We start from the raw sequence: 16,506 nt of genomic DNA, 5'->3' as shown, positions 1-16,506 counted from the left end.
TTGTAGAGACCGAATAAAGTTAAAATATGATACTGGCATCGTTTTTTCACATGTCACTGTTACAGTTAATTTTTCATGACCACTTAGTTGTTACTACGAATTAGGAGACGATGATGTGCACAAAACAGAATTTTTCCATTCATGAACAGTATACGCGAACACAGATTCAAAAAGAGGTTGGTGGAGAATTGCAGACCTATCTTCCTCAACGGAAAGGTATTATATTGGCCGGATGTTTTAATAAAGAATTAAACCCAGACTGTCCGCATGAAGTTCAAGCAGGAAAAGGCGTTAGAGTGACTGACAAAGCCAAATTGCTGATATCCCAACCTGATACTGTTTTTCCGGTTTTTGTTAAAGATCGCCGAAATAACAGGAAATATAAATTCGTAGGACATTTTCGTTGCATATCTGGCAGTAATGACCCAGAGATTATAAAGGCGGCAGAACAACGCTCGGGGCGTACCGGAAAATTATCTTATGTACTGCGCTTGGAATCAGTGGTGCTGCCTGATTAGGTGAATTGTAAAAATCGTCGCTGCTGGTGCTGAAACATATTCGCACGCGGGATATGCTGGAGCTGGCGCGGGATATCGGCATGTTGATGGAAATGTGGGCACTGCCCTTGACGCAGCAACGGGCATTGATGTTGTAGGCAGACCGGGATTAATCAGGGTATTGAGCAGAGTCTGGGACAAGGCAAGCGCATTGCGCATCGCCCGCCAGATGCTGAAAAACGGTATGCCGCCGCAGCAGGTGCAGCAGGTGCAGCAGATGCAGCAGATGCAGCGGGTGCAGCAGATGACCGATCTGTCCGATAACGATATGCAGACGGTGATGTCAGCTGCCGACGAGTAATTTCTGCATAGCGCCTCCACACTTTTAACCATACAGCTTCCTTAAGAGTGCCGATCCGTTAAGTTGACGGCTCACCACCACAGGGACGCGGCGCCATGCCATCGCACGATGCGATCTTTAAGCAGTTTCTCAGCGATACCGAAATCGCGCGCGATTTCCTTTCTATCCATCTGCCGCTGGAAATCCGGCGACACTATGATTTCGCCACCCTGCAACGGGAGTCTGCCTCGTTTGTGGACGAGGAACTGCGTTCTCGGGTGTCGGATATGCTCTATTCCTGCCGCACCGCGCAGGGGAAAGGTTATATTTATTGTGTTATCGAGCACCAGAGCACGCCGGATCGGTTGATGGCGTTCCGGCTTCTGCGCTACTGTCTGGCGGCGATGCAGCAGCATCTGTCGCAAGGGCATAACACCCTGCCATTGGTGGTGCCGTTGCTGTTCTATCACGGCGAGCGCAGCCCGTATCCGTTTAGTCTGAACTGGCTGGATGGTTTTTTTTACCGAGCCCTCGCTGGCGCGGCAGATCTATACCACGGCGTTCCCGCTGCTGGACTTGACGGTGACCTCGGATGATGAAATCAAAACCCATCGTCGGGCCAGCCTTGCTGGAGCTGGTGCTGAAACATATTCGCTCGCGGGATATGCTGGAGCTGGCGCGGGATATCGGCATGTTGATGGAATTGTGGGCTCTGCCCTTGACGCAGCAGCGGGCATTGATGTTTTATATTGCTCATGTGGGGCGGACATCCGATTATCGGGCCTTTATTGATAGGGTAACCGAACCGTTAACCGGCGCACGGGAGGAAAATATGGAAACCATCGCAAACCAACTGAAACGTGCAGGTTTTGAGGAAGGGCGGCAGACCGGGATTAATCAGGGTATTGAGCAGGGGCTGGAGCAGGGCCTGGAACAAGGCATGAAAGCCAGCGCATTACGCATCGCCTGTCAGATGTTGAAAAACGGTATGCCGCCGCAGCAGGTGCAGCAGTTGACCGATTTGTCCGATGACGATATGCAGACGGCGATGTCAGCCGCCGACGAGTAATTTCTACGTAGCGCCTCCACACTTTTTACCATACCGCTATCCTTAAGAGTGCCGTTCCGTTAACCTGACGGCTCACCACCACAGGGATGTGGCGCCATGCAATCGCAATCCATCTGTTGTGTTAGCTATTATCACAAGAGAACCAGTCGGTTTACCTGAACTCTTCATCTGATCCCTTGAAAAGATGCATTTGCTGTGTCATAAACGATCGCATTGATAATGCGTATTTGGAGTGTGTATGAGTGGTATCAATAGTTCAACGGCTAAAAAGAGAGCAAATGTTACCGTGAATGCAGCGCTTTTGTCTGAAGCCAAAGCCTGTGGTATCAATCTTTCCTCTCTGCTTGAGGAGTCGCTTAAAGAAAGATTGCGTCAGCATCGTCGCCAAAAATTTATTGCTGAAAACAAAGAAGCTTTTGAGTCTCATAATGCATTTTTAGCAACTGCCGGGTTATTTTCTGACGGTCACGGAGTGCTTTAATGGCACAGTTTGATGTTTACCGTAATCACGGTAAAGGGAAAGACTTTTACCCTTATTATATTGACATACAAAACGGTCTTTTCAATGCTTTAACCAGTCGTGTGGTCATTCCCATGACTGATATTAAAAATATATCGCCAATAAGAGGATTACATCCTGTGATTATTCTACAGGGAAAACAGTATGTGATAGTCACTGACCTGATGACCAGTGTAATAGACAAGGATCTCAAACAGACGCCTGTTACCAATGTTGTATCGATTAGGAATGAGATTATTAGTGCTCTGGATCTACTGATTACTGGGATCTAATATTCTGGTAAACATCAACGATGCCGTATATACCCGTCATACTTCAAGCTGCAGATGCGTTGGCTGCGCTCAGTCACCCGAATCACTTACCTGTGTAAGCTCATCGGGATTCCTTCCCTTGCCGCCTTCCTGCAACTCGAATTATTTAGGGTATAGTATAAATTTCTTGCGGAGCACATTTAATCTTAGTCATTCATCTAATTCCATCATCGGTTTTAGACTTGGTTTCGGGTAATTTTACGTAAAATGTAATTGCCATCATCATTATTTACGATGAAGAAATGTAAGCTGTAAATATGAATTAAACGTCTTCAATAAATGAGTTGGTAATCTTATTAATTAAGCGTGTAACGAATTATATTTACCGGTGTCTGATATATACCAGGAGAAAAATGATGGGTGTAGCGGCATATCTGGCGGATCTTATGCATGGACGTGTGAGCAGGTCCATAAATGAGTCGAGCCTCGCGCTAATGGAGAGGGAAGAACTAATACAACTGCAAAAAAAATTATTAGAGGAAATAGCTGATGCGAAAGCGAAAGAGCGGGTGCTGGAAATTACGCTTGAACTGTTAAAAATTGGAATGGATGAAAAACAGATTTTGCAGATCACAGAGATTAAACCTAATGAGTTGAAAATGTTAATATTTTTTGATGAGTTGAGAAAAACACAGGCGTGACATTATCAGAGGATAAAACTTTTTACCCGTCATACTTCATGTTGCAGATGCGTTGGCTACATTACTCGGTCTCTCCCAGGGGGTCAGCCCGGTGGGGCAGATGCAAGCAGAGTTCAAATCTGGATTTGTCAGTCATCCGAATCATTTATCTGAGTAAGCTCATCGGGATTTAATGAGAGACACCTTATCTCTCGTCGGAGACCAGCTGCCGGCTGGTCAAATTCTTTCCCACGCACTTGTCCTTCACTTGCCGCGTTACGAGGCATCATAAATGAGCCTTGGCCCGTAAAAGCCAACGCCTTGCGTTGTTCAAAACGACAACGTTTTGTCCTGCGACTCGAATTATTTAGCGCCGGTACGGGCAGGGAGCCCGCCCGGAGACGGCGTGCTAGCCGGGCATATTGCAAATAGGGTGCCTTTTCTGGCGCTATTCAAGCGATTGGCTCCCCTACGCAAAAGCATAATAGTGTCGATAACACTATTATCGTAGGTAATTGTCACTGTGAGCGATCTGTATACCGCCGAAGGAACAATGGATAAAAGCGCCCTCTGGAAACGTTATGTTCCCTTGGTGCGCCATGAAGCCTTGCGTCTACAGGTTCGTCTCCCCGCGAGCGTTGAGTTGGATGATTTACTCCAGGCTGGCGGCATCGGCCTGCTTAGCGCGGTTGAGCGTTTCGATTCACTGCAGGGCACCGCATTTACCACTTATGCGGTTCAGCGGATTCGAGGCTCAATGCTGGATGAGTTACGCAGTCGCGACTGGGCGCCGCGCAGCGTGCGGCGTAATGCGCGGGAAGTGGCACAAGCAATGCAACGGGCTGAACAGCAGTTGGGTCGCGCGCCAACGGAGCAGGAAGTTGCGCATGCTTTGGATATTACGCTGGAAGATTATCGTCAGATTTTGCTGGATACCAATAATAGCCAGCTTTTTTCTTACGATGAATGGCGTGAAGAGCATGGCGACAGCGCGGAAGCGTTGTTGGAAGGCAACGAGGATGCCAATCCGTTACATCAGCTGATGGAAGGTAATTTACGCCATCGGGTAATGGAGGCGATAGAAAACCTGCCGGAACGCGAAAAGCTGGTGTTAACGCTTTACTACCAGGAAGAGCTGAATTTAAAAGAAATCGGCGCCGTTCTGGAAGTAGGGGAGTCGCGAGTCAGTCAGTTGCATAGCCAGGCGATAAAGCGCCTGCGCGTAAAATTAATGAATGACGTTTAATTTGGCTGCGTAGGAATAGTGTTTTCAGTTATTGTCATGGAATGGATTCATGCCTCAGCCAACCCGGAAGAAACTGCTGCTTAGCCGTTATCTGAAAGATTTCAAACATAAGCAGACCCATTGCTCTCATTGCAATAAAGAACTTGACCGTGTCTCGTTGATGTTTCGTAACCAGCTTATCAATAAAAAATCGATTGGCGATATCGACCGGTTAATTGATGACAAAATATGGTCAAGCCTGCAACAGGAGCTAATTCCCCTCTGTCGGTTCTGTAGTGAAATATTGTGCCATACGGATGCTAACTATTTTAATATTAAAGCATTCACCCAGTATCTGATTAAACAGACGGAAGTCAAGCATAGCACGATGCGTGAATATGCCATCCGGCTGCGTCGGTTGGATGAGCGACTGGTGGCGAAGTGTTTTCCAAAGGAAAGCTTTGCCGTTGGAAACATACAGAAACATATTCACGATTATCTACCCGATATTGATCACGCCAGCTACCGCAGCGCGCTGCGTAAATACGATCAGTATCTGGATTGGCAGAAATACTACTGATACTGTGCGTAACCTTTTTTCTCCTGCGGCATGTTGCCAGATCGCCGTATCCTGACTATACGTAACTATTATGGCAGTGTAAAAAAGCTTGCAAAATAGAGGCAAACTATTGCACTGTCATACTACTGCAATCATTCGGCTCTAATTTTCAGACTGATGGTTAACAGTGGTTCTTAATACGGTCAATCATTATTCAGTGGAATAGTTGTTGTCACAGTGAGGAACGCGAATGGTAATGTCCTGTTGGGGACTAAATAGTCGAAACCGCTACTCAGGTCTGCCGACTTGCCGCTGCGAGGGATTTCTCCCCCACCAATTTTCCGCACTGTGTCATTTGTCGTTAACTCCTTTTTTTGCCCGTCTGGTTACTCCTCGTCAATTATTCCGTCCGTCCGGTTTCCCGGCGCGGCCGTTATTCGTTTTGTTCTCCATCGGCTTAATAAGGAAGCCAACCTCGCTTGTGAGTGAAACGTCACGCGCTGCCGGGCAGTGCGGTAAGTGAAACAAACTGTAAGGTGCCACTATGGGAAGACAAAAAGCAGTGATCAAAGCACGTCGTGAAGCGAAACGCGTTATTCGGCGCGAGTCGCGTAGTCATCGTCAGCGTGAGGAAGAATCGGTCACTTCTCTGGTTCAAATGGGCGGGATTGAATCGATAGGCATGGCGCGTGAGAGCCGCGACGCCTCTGTCATTGAAGCCAGAACCGCCGCCCAGGAGCATTACTTGTCTGCAATAGAGAATAAACAGTTAATCTTTGCCACCGGCGAGGCGGGGTGTGGCAAAACGTTTCTGAGCGCGGCCAAGGCGGCGGAAGCGCTTATTCATAAAGAGGTTGATCGCATTATTGTCACCAGGCCGGTGTTACAGGCCGATGAGGATTTAGGTTTTTTGCCCGGAGATATTGCCGAGAAGTTTGCGCCTTATTTCCGACCGGTTTATGACGTGCTGCTACGGCGACTGGGCGCGTCGTTTATGCAGTATTGTTTACGACCGGAAATAGCCAAGGTGGAAATCGCGCCTTTTGCCTATATGCGCGGGCGGACGTTCGAAAACGCGGTGGTTATTCTCGACGAAGCCCAGAACGTGACGGTTAACCAAATGAAGATGTTTCTGACGCGTTTGGGGGAAAATGTGACGGTAATCGTTAATGGCGATGTTACGCAGTGTGATTTGCCCGCGGGGGTGAAATCTGGGCTGCGCGATGCGCTGGAGCGTTTTGCCGAGGACGAGATGATCGGCGTGGTCTCTTTCGGTAAGCAGGACTGCGTGCGTTCGGCGCTGTGCCAGCGGACCCTTAACGCCTATGGCTAATGTTGTTTCCTAAGGGGGGCTGCCAAGGATGGCGCGCCACAAAAAACTTCCGGGATAAGTTTTTGACGTTGCCCTCGGCGACGGCCCGTGAGGGTGGCGGCCAGGGATGGCACGCCACAAAAAAACGCCGCTTGCGCGGCGTTTTTTCTTTTTCCGGCGTCCCGGATAGACTTTTCGGCGTGATTAAGCGCGGATAAAGTCGATATGAGCCAGTTTGGGCTTGAACGGGTGACGTTGTACAGCCTGAACCTTGACTTTGGTTTCTTTACCGTCGATAGACAGGATCACTACTTCACCGTAGAAACCGTCTTTCAGTTCCTGGTTTTTAACGCTGTCGTGATCCAGTTCGATAGCAACCGGCGCTTCGGAACCACCATAAACGATGGCCGGGAATTTACCGGCATGACGCAGGCGGCGGCTCGCACCCTTACCCTGATCTTTACGTGCTTCTGCTTTGATAGTAATCATTTTTTACTCTACTTAAGATAAGTAATCCTGCTACAGGCGACCCAGCAGCAAGTTGGGTTGTTCTGCTTTTGCGATACAAAAGCGGGCTGAATTCTAGCGGAATATGGGCCTGCGGGCAAATAAAACCGCGAATGAGCTAGCCGCGCAGTTCGTGTGCCCGCCGGAAACGGCCCTGATAATCGAACATCTTTTCCCGTAGCTGCCAGAATTTCCCCTGGCGGCGGGCAACAACAAAGTCGGGGGCGCGCAGTAAATGCTGTTGCGCCAAAACGTCGTCGGCGGTTTGCCAGGCGAAAGGGACGCCCGGCGCCCGTTGATGGACGCGTAAGAAATTTAGCTGGAATACGTGGCGCTGCGCCGGCGTTTGCAGGCGAAAACGCTCGCTCACTTCGGCGCCGTCTTCATCATGGTAGGTGACGTTGAGCCATTCCCCTTTGGCGTCCTTGCCGGGCGTCAGGCTCATGCCGCTACAGCGCAATACCAGCGCGTCTTTCAGCTTCAGCGCCGCTTTCAGCATATCATCGGGATCGACCAGCACGTTTTCACACTGATGACAGCGGCGGGCCGCAATGTCGTTTTCCGCGCCGCAGTGCGGGCAGATCTTAAAGCGAAAGCGAAAGTCGCACTGCCGGCGCTGACCGTCCTCCAGCGTCTCCCAACCCTGGCAGCGGCGGCCGTAATGTTCGATCACGCTGCCGTCCGGGGTGGTTTTCCCCCAGAATAAATTGGCGAAACCGCATTGCGGACAGAAAACCTGCACCGGCTGGCTGTCGCGGTGGGGTTTGCTGTGTCCGACCTCCGGGGTATGGAGATCGTGCGGGTTTCCGGCGTAATCCAGAATCAGGCATTCGGTTTTGCCGGGAAACAGACGCAAGCCGCGGCCGACAATTTGCTGATATAAGCTGACGGATTCCGTCGGACGTAATATGGCGATCAGATCGACGTGCGGGGCATCAAAACCGGTGGTCAGCACGGCGACGTTGACCAGATAGCGCAGCCGCTGCCGTTTAAAGTCGGCGATATGCGCGTCACGCTCCGCCGGCGGCGTTTCGGCGCTGACCAGCGCGGCCTGGCCCGGCGGCAATAAGCCATGGATTTCAAGGGCGTGTTCAACGGTGGCGGCGAAAATCATCACCCCCAGGCGCGTCTGCGCATAGTCGACGATCTGGCTGATGATATGCGGGGTGATGCGCTGCTGGCGCTTTAGCTCGTGATTAAGATCCGCCTCGCTGAACAAGCCGTTGCTTCTCGCCGCCAGCCTGCTGAAATCGTATTGCACAATGGGCATATCCAGCCGCTCCGGAGGCACCAGAAAGCCGTGTTTGATCATATAGCGCAGCGGCAGTTCGTAGATGCAATCGCGGAACAGGCTGTGTTCGTCGCCGCGTATCATGCCGTGGTAGTGGTATTGGTAAATCCAGCCTTTCCCCAGACGAAAGGGCGTTGCCGTCAGCCCCAGCAGCCGCAGCTGTGGATTGGTTTGTTGCAGATGGCGGATAATCTGCTGATATTGGCTGTCGTCGTCATCGCCGATGCGGTGGCATTCATCGACGATCAGCAATGAAAAGGATTGTTCGAACCGATCCAGGTTGCGCGCCACCGACTGCACGCTGCCAAACACCACTTTCCCCTGGCTTTGCCGTTGCTGTAGTCCGGCGGCGAAAATATCCGCCTCCAGCCCCCAGGCGCAGTATTTGGCATGGTTCTGCGCCACCAGCTCCTTGACGTGCGCCAAAACCAGCACGAGTCCGCGGGCGAGTTTAGCCAGTTCGGCAATAACCAGACTTTTTCCTGCTCCCGTCGGCAGTACGATAACGGCCGGCTGGGTATGACGACGGAAATATTCGAGCGTAGCGGATACCGCCTCACGCTGGTAAGGCCGTAAGGTAAAGGGCATTGCCTAGTGCTGGCAGATTTTACTGGCGCTGGTGGTGAAGCCGGCCTCAAGCGGTATAAATTTGCCTCGTTCGGCCAGAAACTGCACCAGCTTTGCCGCGGTCAGATCGGCGGCCGAACAGGTATGAAAACGGGCGTCGCTCCCGAAACGGCTGTCAATGGCGGCAATCAGCTGTTCAGTGGTAAAAGATTCGCCGGAGGCGATCATCATTTGCAGGACTTCATGGCCGTGAATGGATGACATGGTTTAACCCTCAAGGTAAATAGTTATCCTTATTATGCCCGTTGATAATCTCCGGCGCGATAGCGCGCGTGAGATATCCGCGTCCGCTTACCACGACGACAAAGGCGGATCGGCGACGCTGAATTCTAGGACCTCGGCTCAAGCGCCGTTATACTAGAGCATTCCGGCAACGGAAACGTTGCTCTTTTTTCATTATTCATCGGTACGGGCGCCTCTCAGGCGTGTGCTGTGCGATGATTTCACACAGGCAGTTGGTCGTTAATGCGATTGGACAAATTTTTATCCCAGCAGCTGGAAATCAGTCGTTCGCTGGTGGCGCGCGAGCTGCGCGCGCAGCGGGTCACCGTTGATGGGGAAGTGGTGAAAAGCGGTGCTTTTAAACTGTTGCCCGAGCATCAGGTGGCGTTCGACGGCAATCCGTTGGCGCAGCAGCGCGGACCGCGTTATTTTATGCTGAATAAACCACAGGGCTACGTGTGCTCGACGGACGATCCCGATCATCCGACCATTCTTTATTTTATGGACGTTCCCGTCGCGCACAAGCTGCATGCGGCGGGGCGTCTGGATATCGATACCACCGGGCTTGTGCTGCTGACCGACGACGGGCAGTGGTCGCATCGTATCACCTCGCCCCGCCATCACTGCGAGAAGACCTATCTGGTGACGCTGGAGCAGCCTTTAAGCGACGATACTTCAGAGCAGTTTGCGGCCGGGGTGCAACTGCATGGCGAGAAGCATGCGACCAAGCCCGCGACGCTGGAAAAGATAACGGATTATCAGGTGCGTCTGACCATCAGCGAAGGGCGTTATCATCAGGTGAAAAGAATGTTTGCCGCGGTGGGGAATCGCGTGGTGCAGTTACACCGCGAACGCATCGGCGATATCATCCTGGACAGCGCGTTAGAACCCGGCGAATACCGGGCGCTGAGCAGCCAGGAGATAGCCGGTATCAGGTAGTTCCTTCCTGCTTCAACTTTACGCCGGCAGTCCCGGCGCATTCCGATTTCCCTGACGGCGGGCGCTGGCCTGACGTCAGGCGGCCTGGTTTTTCTATCGTATACCCTCTCTCGGGCGGTCCGGCGTTTATCGGGCGGCAGCGCTTTTCTTAGCTGTAAATGTTCCATATATGTAAAATATATGACTTAAAAGTAAACATTCAGGGCAAAAAAGGTTGAGGTGTCACGCAAAAAGAGTTACATATAGCCCGAAAAAGAATGGTAATTTGTGATCTGCCCGGCATTAATTAACGTTGCGGTAACCTATACCAACAGTTATTGATGCTTATTTGTTCTGAGTGCGTTGCTTTTTTAGATTAGGAAAGCAGTAAAAAAAAGAGGCGGCGGTCAGGCCGTCATGATAAATATGTTATTGTATTGTAAAATTACAGTAAAACTTAACCTGAGGAAAAACAGTAGTGGCTAATGTCCAACTTTCGGTAGTGCATCGTTTGCCGCTAAGTTATCGCTGGTTATCGGGTTTTGCCGGTGTAAAAGTCGAACCGATTCCGCTGAGCGGCAGAGAAGAAGACAATAATCTGATTGGTCTCAAGCTATTGAGCCATGACGGCGATGTGGCATGGAAAATCATGCATCAACTGCGTCAGTCGCTGGAGGAAATTCAGGTTGAGTGCGTTGCGCTGGAATGGGAAGGCGAGCCTTGCCTGTTTTTACACCGTAATGATGAAAGCACCGCCATGTGTCGCTTGAAAAATGTCGGCGTGGCGATTGCGGAGCCGGTGTCGGCGCAGTATCCGTTTTGAGAGCGGCAACATCAGTCAAGCTGATCTTGCCGCTCTTTTACGCCTAGGGATTTGGAACGGCCTAACGTTCGGACCGCTGATGGTTTAAGACGACAGTTGCAGCAGTTCCCGCGTATAGTCCTGCGCCGGATGCGCGAATACCTGCCGGCACTCTCCTTGCTCCACCACTTCGCCTTGTTTTAACACAATCACCTGATGACACAGCGCCCGCACCACCTGTAGATCGTGACTGATAAACAGGTACGCCAGCCGGTGCTTCTGCTGCAGCGATTTCAGCAACGCCAGAATCTGCGCCTGCACCGTTCTGTCCAGCGATGACGTCGGTTCATCAAGAATAAGCAGTTCCGGTTGCAGAATAAGCGCCCTGGCAATGGCGATACGCTGGCGCTGTCCGCCGGAAAACTCGGCGGGGTAACGGTGGCGCGTGGCCGGATCCAGCCCGACTTCCCGCATGGCTTCAATCACCCGCTGTTCCCGCTGCTCCTCGCTCAGTTTCTGATGTACGGTCAGCCCTTCGGCAATAATCTGCTCGGCGTTCAGCCGCGGGTTCAAGGCGGAGTTGGGATCCTGGAACACCACCTGGATCCGCCGCCGGAAAGGCAGCATCTGCTTGCGGGTCAATCCGTGCAGCGGCTGGTTATCGAACCAGATTTCGCCGCTTGAATTCAGCAGACGCAGCAGCGCCAGCCCGGTGGTGCTTTTACCCGAGCCGGATTCGCCCACCAGCCCGATGCTTTCCCCACGGCGCAGGCTGAAGCTGATATCGTTGACCACCCGCTTTTCATCGACGGTGCGCCGCATCAGTCCGCGTTTGATGGGGAAGGAAACCCGCAGCTGCTCGACGCGCAGGATGGGATGCGCATCGCCGTCGAGCGGCAAAGGCTCGCCGGCGGGGTCGGCATCCAACAGCTGGCGGGTATAGGCGTGTTGCGGCGCGCTGAATAAGCCGTCGCAGGTATTGTGTTCCACGCACTGGCCGGATTTCATCACCGCGACATTGTCCGCCAGCCGACGGACAATATGTAGATTGTGGGTGATAAACAGCAGGCTCATGCCCAATTCCTGTTTCAACTCGTCCAGCAGCGTCAGTATCTGCGCCTGTACGGTAACGTCCAGCGCCGTGGTGGGCTCATCGGCGATCAGCAGGTCGGGCTGGGTCAGCAGCGCCATCGCAATCATCACGCGCTGGCGCTCCCCGCCGGAAAGCTGGTGAGGGAAATCCTTCAGCCGGCTCTTCGCCTGCCGGATGCCCACGCGATCGAGACAGGAAAGCGCCTCGCCGCGCGCCGCCTCATTACGCATGCCCCGATGCAGGGCTAAAACCTCGACGAGCTGCTTTTCGATGCTTTGCAACGGATTGAGCGACACCATCGGCTCCTGAAAGATCATGGCGATACGATCGCCGCGGATGCGGCGCAGCGTTTTCTCATCCGCATGCAATAGTGACTGGCCGGCGAACAGGATATCCCCCTGCTGATAGACGACGGGGGGCGACGGCAACAAGCGCAGGATGGAAAGGGCGGTCACGCTCTTGCCTGAACCGGACTCGCCGACCAGCGCCAGCGTTTCGCCGGCGTTTACGCTAAGCGAGACTCCATCGACGACGCGCTGTTCATTCTCTCCGCTGCGAAAGGCGACGCTGAGATCCTTAATCTGTAGTAACGGTGAGGTAGACATATCAATGCGCCTTACTGGGGTCGAAGGCGTCGCGCACCGCTTCGCCGATAAAAATAAGTAAAGACAGCACCACGGACAGCACCATAAATACCGTAATGCCCAGCCAGGGCGCCTGCAGGTTGTTTTTCCCCTCCAGCAATAACGTACCCAACGAGGGCGATCCCATCGGCAAACCGAATCCCAGGAAGTCCAGCGAGGTCAGGGTGGTGATGGATCCGCACAGAATAAACGGCAGGTAGGTCAGGGTGGCGACCATGGCGTTTGGCAGCATGCAGCGGTACATAATCATCCGGTCGCTGACGCCCATCGCCTGCGCGGCGCGGATATAGTCAAAATTGCGGGTACGCAGGAACTCGGCCCGCACCACCCCCACCAGACTCATCCAGCCGAATAGCACCGTAATGCCCAGCAGCCACCAGAAATCGGGCTGGATCACGCTGGAGAGCAGAATAATCAGAAACAGGGTCGGCATCCCGGACCAGACTTCAATAAAGCGCTGGCCCCAGAGGTCCAGCCGCCCGCCGTAATACCCCTGCGTGGCGCCGACGGTAATGCCGATCAGGCTGGAAAGTATCGTCAGCGCCAGGCCGAACAGCATGGAGATACGAAATCCGTACATGACCTGGGCAACGACGTCTTTCCCCTGGCTGTCGGTTCCCAGCAGGTTTTGCCATGACGGCGGGGAGGGGAAGGAGACGGTCGTGGCGAAGTTTATGGTGTCATAGTTGTAGCGGATAAGCGGCCACAATGCCCAGCCGTGGCTGTCGATGCGCTGGGCGATATAGGGATCGCGAAAATCCGCGCGGGTGTCAAGCTGACCGCCGAAGGTGGTTTCGTTGTAGTTGACGATAAAGGGCGTATAGAGTTTACCGTCGTACTTCACCAGCAGCGGTTTGTCATTGGCGATCAGCTCTGAGAACAGCGTGACCACAAACAGCGCCAGAAAAATCCACAGCGACCAGTAGCCGCGGCGGTTGCTCTTGAAACGCGCCCAGCGCGCCTGATTAATGGGGCTCAATCGGCTCATTGGCGTCCCTCGAAATCAATACGCGGGTCAACCAGCGTATAGGTCAGATCGCTGATGATATTCAGTAACAGACCGATCAGCGTAAAAATATACAGCGTGCCGAACATCACCGGGTAATCGCGTTGCAGGGTGGCGTCGTAGCCTAACAGGCCCAGTCCGTTCAATGAGAACATTACCTCGATCAACAGCGAGCCGGTAAAAAACATGCTGATAAAGGTGGCGGGAAAGCCGGCAATCACCAGCAGCATGGCGTTGCGAAACACGTGGCGGTAGAGAATGCTTTTTTCATCCAGCCCCTTGGCGCGCGCCGTCACCACATACTGTTTACGGATTTCGTCCATAAACGAGTTTTTCGTCAGCATGGTCAGCGTGGCGAAACCGCCGATCACCGTAGCCAGCACCGGCAGGGCGATGTGCCATAGATAATCGGTGATTTTGCCGTACCAGGGCAGGGTATCGAAATTGCTGGATACCAGCCCGCGCAGCGGGAACCAGTCGAGATAGCTGCCGCCGGCAAACACGACAATCAGCAAAATGGCGAACAGGAAGGCGGGAATGGCGTAGCCGATAATAATCAGCGTACTGCTCCAGGTATCAAAGGAGGTGCCGTTTTTGACCGCCTTTTTGATCCCCAGCGGAATGGAGACCAGATAGATAATCAGCGTGCTCCACAGGCCCAGCGAGATGGAAACCGGCATACTCTCTTTGATCAGCTGCATTACCGAGGAGCCACGAAACAGGCTGTCGCCAAAGTCGAAACGTGCATAATCCCACAGCAGTTTGAAATAGCGCTCGTGGATGGGCTTATCAAAACCGTAGCGTTTGGTTATCTCTTCAATCACCTCGGGATCCAGCCCGCGGGCGCCGCGATAGGTGTTCTCGATATTGGGCGCGCCTGCGCTGCCGGAACGGGCCATGCCGGCGTCAAGGCCGCCGCTGGCGGTATAACCGCCGCCGCGCCCCATCTCGATATTGGCAATCGCCTGGTCGACCGGGCCGCCGGGGGCGATTTGCACGATAAAGAAGTTAATGGTGATAATCGCCCATAGCGTCGGGATCACCAGTAAAAGGCGGCGTAACAGGTAAGTTCCCACGTCGTGACTCCTTAACGTCGCTCTGCCGGCAGCGTGGCCGCTTGTTTAACATCGTACCACCAGCCGTCGAAACCTAATGAATAGGCCGGACGCACCACCGGCATGGCGAACTTGTTCCAGTAGGCAAAACGGTCATGATTGGAATACCACATGGGGATCATAAACTGATTCCAGGTCAGCACGCGGTCCAGCGCGCGCCCTAACGACAGCAAGGGGGCTGCCTGCCCCTGATGGGCGACGATTTGCTCGACCAGGGTATCGATCGCCGCATCCTGCACGCCGGAGGTGTTGTAGGTGGAGTCGATATAGTGCGAATGCCATTCCATCTGTAAATTTGTGTTGGGGTAAATGTAGGCGCTATACAGCGTGGGGATCATATCGAAATCGCGTTTGCGCAGGCGGCTGTTAAACTGGGCGCTGTCGATATTGCGCACCGTCATGGTGATGCCCAGTTTTTTCAGATTTTGCTGGAAAGGCAGCACATACTGGGAGTTTCCCGCACTCGGCAGCAGCAGTTCAAAGGTAAACGGCTTTCCGCTCTGGCGGTTAACCAAACGCTGATTTTTCAGTTCCCACCCGGCTTCCTTTAGCAGCGCCAACGCCTTGAGCCAGTTTCCCCGGTCGTAGCCGCTGCCGTCGGAGGACGGCGGCTGATAGCGCGGGCCGAACACCTCCGGCGGCACTTTATCTTTCAACGGCGTCAGCCAGGCAAGTTCATCCGCGCTCGGCTCATCTTTCGCGGCATAGACGGTATTCTGGAAATAGCTGTCGGCACGCTGATAGGCGCTGTAATACAGCGCCTTGTTCATCCAGTTAAAATCAAACGCCAGCGTCAGCGCCTGGCGAACCCGGCGATCGCTGAAAATCGGGCGCTGGATATTGAACGCCAGCCAGCGCGTATCCTGCGCAGACTGATTCTCCTGATCCTGCTTGATGATATAGCCCCGGCTGAAGTTACCGCCGTGATACTGCGTCGCCCAATGCTTTGGCGAACCTTCGATACGCAGATCGAAAGCGCCGGCTTTAAAGGCCTCCAGCGCGACGCTGTCATCCAGATAGTAGTCGTAGCGGATCTTATCGAAGTTGTACTGGCCTTTATTTACCGGCAGGTCCGCTCCCCAGTAATCCTGCACGCGCGAGTAGGTAACATATTGCCCGGTGCGATAGGCGGTAATGCGATAGGGGCCGCTGGCCGGCGGCGGATAGGGCAGCGGATCGCTCAGCTTATGATTTTTCCAGAATTTTTCCGGCATGATCGGCAGCGAAAGCAGGCTGAACATGCGGTTCTTGTCGGGGACGGGGAAATCAAAGCGCACCGTCAGCGGCGCCACGGCTTTGGCCGTCACGCCTTTAAAGTAGATGCGAAACTGGGGAACGCCCTGCGTCATAAACATATTGTAGGTAAAAGCGACATCGGCCGCGGTAATCGGCGTACCGTCATGAAAGCGCGCGCTGGGGTTGAGGTCGACTTCTATCCAGTGAAAATCAGCGTCATGGCGGGTGGATTGAGCGACTAACGGATAATAGCTGCCGGGCTCATCGTCGGAGGTCACGAACAGGGAGTCGTAGAGCCGCTCGGTGCGGGTCGCCGCCACGCCGCGTAAAGCATAGCGGTTAAAGTTGTCAAAGGTGCCGAGCGTGCTGAGCGTGATACTGCCGCCTTTCGGCGCATCGGGATTGACGTAGTCAAAATGGCGAAAGTCCGCGCCGTATTTAGGTTCCCCCAAAATAGCGAAAGACGTGCTGTGTTCGATCGTTTCGGCATGCAGCCCCAGGGGCAGGGCGCAAAGCAATACGGCGGTAACGACGCGTTTCAACATCTTGACGGTAATCTCCTGCGGATCAACAAGGGTTTATCGGATGCCTG

Annotated in this window: 17 protein-coding genes and 2 pseudogenes; 12 read left to right on the top strand and 7 right to left on the bottom strand. The window is 53.2% G+C overall.

Going from position 1 to position 16,506, the window contains the following annotated elements; genetic code table 11:
- Positions 1 to 110: 110 nt before the first annotated feature.
- The 10 genes and pseudogenes from DDT56_RS07745 to phoH all read left to right on the top strand — a co-directional run bounded on the left by DDT56_RS07745 (position 111) and on the right by phoH (position 6,474).
- Positions 111 to 518 carry a hypothetical protein gene (locus DDT56_RS07745; protein ID WP_136165879.1) on the top strand — a complete coding sequence of 136 codons (408 nt, stop codon included), beginning with the start codon at positions 111 to 113 and terminating at the stop codon, positions 516 to 518.
- Positions 519 to 541: 23 nt separating this feature from the next.
- A pseudogene (locus DDT56_RS07740) lies at positions 542 to 649 on the top strand (Rpn family recombination-promoting nuclease/putative transposase); the annotation flags it as partial.
- Between the two features lie 29 nt (positions 650 to 678).
- A complete protein-coding gene (locus DDT56_RS07735) occupies positions 679 to 858 on the top strand; it encodes a hypothetical protein (protein ID WP_136165878.1) in 180 nt (59 codons plus the stop codon).
- Between the two features lie 95 nt (positions 859 to 953).
- Positions 954 to 1,906, top strand: a pseudogene (locus tag DDT56_RS25190) (Rpn family recombination-promoting nuclease/putative transposase).
- Positions 1,907 to 2,144: 238 nt separating this feature from the next.
- Positions 2,145 to 2,387, top strand: coding sequence for a type II toxin-antitoxin system CcdA family antitoxin (locus DDT56_RS07725; protein WP_136165877.1), 243 nt, complete (start codon positions 2,145 to 2,147; stop codon positions 2,385 to 2,387).
- The gene (locus tag DDT56_RS07720; protein ID WP_136165876.1) at positions 2,387 to 2,698 is read left to right on the top strand and encodes a CcdB family protein; all 312 of its coding nucleotides are present in this window, start codon (positions 2,387 to 2,389) and stop codon (positions 2,696 to 2,698) included. Before DDT56_RS07725 ends, DDT56_RS07720 begins: the two co-directional genes overlap by 1 nt.
- A gap of 392 nt (positions 2,699 to 3,090) precedes the next feature.
- Complete coding sequence (locus DDT56_RS07715; RefSeq protein ID WP_136165875.1) at positions 3,091 to 3,378, top strand: hypothetical protein; 288 nt, start codon at positions 3,091 to 3,093, stop codon at positions 3,376 to 3,378.
- A gap of 502 nt (positions 3,379 to 3,880) precedes the next feature.
- Positions 3,881 to 4,603: an RNA polymerase sigma factor FliA gene (locus DDT56_RS07710; RefSeq protein ID WP_009113307.1), complete on the top strand. Its 723-nt coding sequence runs from the start codon at positions 3,881 to 3,883 to the stop codon at positions 4,601 to 4,603.
- A 49-nt stretch (positions 4,604 to 4,652) separates the two neighbouring features.
- The gene (gene fliZ / locus DDT56_RS07705) at positions 4,653 to 5,162 is read left to right on the top strand and encodes a flagella biosynthesis regulatory protein FliZ (RefSeq protein WP_136165874.1); all 510 of its coding nucleotides are present in this window, start codon (positions 4,653 to 4,655) and stop codon (positions 5,160 to 5,162) included.
- A gap of 523 nt (positions 5,163 to 5,685) precedes the next feature.
- Entirely contained in the window at positions 5,686 to 6,474 is a 789-nt protein-coding gene (phoH, locus tag DDT56_RS07700; RefSeq protein ID WP_136165873.1) for a phosphate starvation-inducible protein PhoH, read from the top strand.
- A gap of 183 nt (positions 6,475 to 6,657) precedes the next feature.
- Here phoH and rplY read toward each other — a convergent pair whose 3' ends face one another.
- The 3 genes from rplY to DDT56_RS07685 form a co-directional block, all read right to left on the bottom strand.
- Complete coding sequence (rplY, locus tag DDT56_RS07695; RefSeq protein ID WP_136165872.1) at positions 6,658 to 6,942, bottom strand: 50S ribosomal protein L25; 285 nt, start codon at positions 6,940 to 6,942, stop codon at positions 6,658 to 6,660.
- Positions 6,943 to 7,078: 136 nt separating this feature from the next.
- A complete protein-coding gene (gene radD, locus DDT56_RS07690) occupies positions 7,079 to 8,839 on the bottom strand; it encodes a DNA repair helicase RadD (RefSeq protein WP_136165871.1) in 1,761 nt (586 codons plus the stop codon).
- A gap of 3 nt (positions 8,840 to 8,842) precedes the next feature.
- Positions 8,843 to 9,082: a YecH family metal-binding protein gene (locus DDT56_RS07685; protein WP_136165870.1), complete on the bottom strand. Its 240-nt coding sequence runs from the start codon at positions 9,080 to 9,082 to the stop codon at positions 8,843 to 8,845.
- 261 nt (positions 9,083 to 9,343) lie between these two features.
- Here DDT56_RS07685 and rsuA point away from each other — a divergent pair, with 261 nt between their 5' ends.
- The gene (gene rsuA, locus DDT56_RS07680) at positions 9,344 to 10,039 is read left to right on the top strand and encodes a 16S rRNA pseudouridine(516) synthase RsuA (RefSeq protein WP_136165869.1); all 696 of its coding nucleotides are present in this window, start codon (positions 9,344 to 9,346) and stop codon (positions 10,037 to 10,039) included.
- A 457-nt stretch (positions 10,040 to 10,496) separates the two neighbouring features.
- Entirely contained in the window at positions 10,497 to 10,841 is a 345-nt protein-coding gene (locus DDT56_RS07675) for a YejG family protein (RefSeq protein WP_136165868.1), read from the top strand.
- Between the two features lie 84 nt (positions 10,842 to 10,925).
- Here the strand turns inward: DDT56_RS07675 and yejF are convergent, their stop codons facing one another.
- From yejF to DDT56_RS07655, 4 genes are read right to left on the bottom strand one after another with little or no spacing between them, the layout of a single operon-like run.
- Positions 10,926 to 12,518 carry a microcin C ABC transporter ATP-binding protein YejF gene (gene yejF, locus DDT56_RS07670; protein ID WP_136165867.1) on the bottom strand — a complete coding sequence of 531 codons (1,593 nt, stop codon included), beginning with the start codon at positions 12,516 to 12,518 and terminating at the stop codon, positions 10,926 to 10,928.
- A gap of 1 nt (position 12,519) precedes the next feature.
- Positions 12,520 to 13,545, bottom strand: coding sequence for an ABC transporter permease (locus DDT56_RS07665; RefSeq protein ID WP_136165866.1), 1,026 nt, complete (start codon positions 13,543 to 13,545; stop codon positions 12,520 to 12,522).
- Positions 13,542 to 14,639, bottom strand: coding sequence for a microcin C ABC transporter permease YejB (locus tag DDT56_RS07660; protein ID WP_136165865.1), 1,098 nt, complete (start codon positions 14,637 to 14,639; stop codon positions 13,542 to 13,544). The genes DDT56_RS07665 and DDT56_RS07660 overlap by 4 nt, the downstream gene beginning before the upstream one ends.
- An 11-nt stretch (positions 14,640 to 14,650) precedes the next feature.
- Entirely contained in the window at positions 14,651 to 16,459 is a 1,809-nt protein-coding gene (locus DDT56_RS07655; protein WP_136165864.1) for an extracellular solute-binding protein, read from the bottom strand.
- Positions 16,460 to 16,506 lie beyond the last annotated feature (47 nt).

The sequence above is a fragment of the Brenneria corticis genome, assembly GCF_003115855.1.
GTDB classification, from domain to species: domain Bacteria; phylum Pseudomonadota; class Gammaproteobacteria; order Enterobacterales; family Enterobacteriaceae; genus Brenneria; species Brenneria corticis.
The sequence above is the reverse complement of the archived record's forward strand: the minus strand, read 5'-3'. Positions and strand labels throughout refer to the sequence as shown.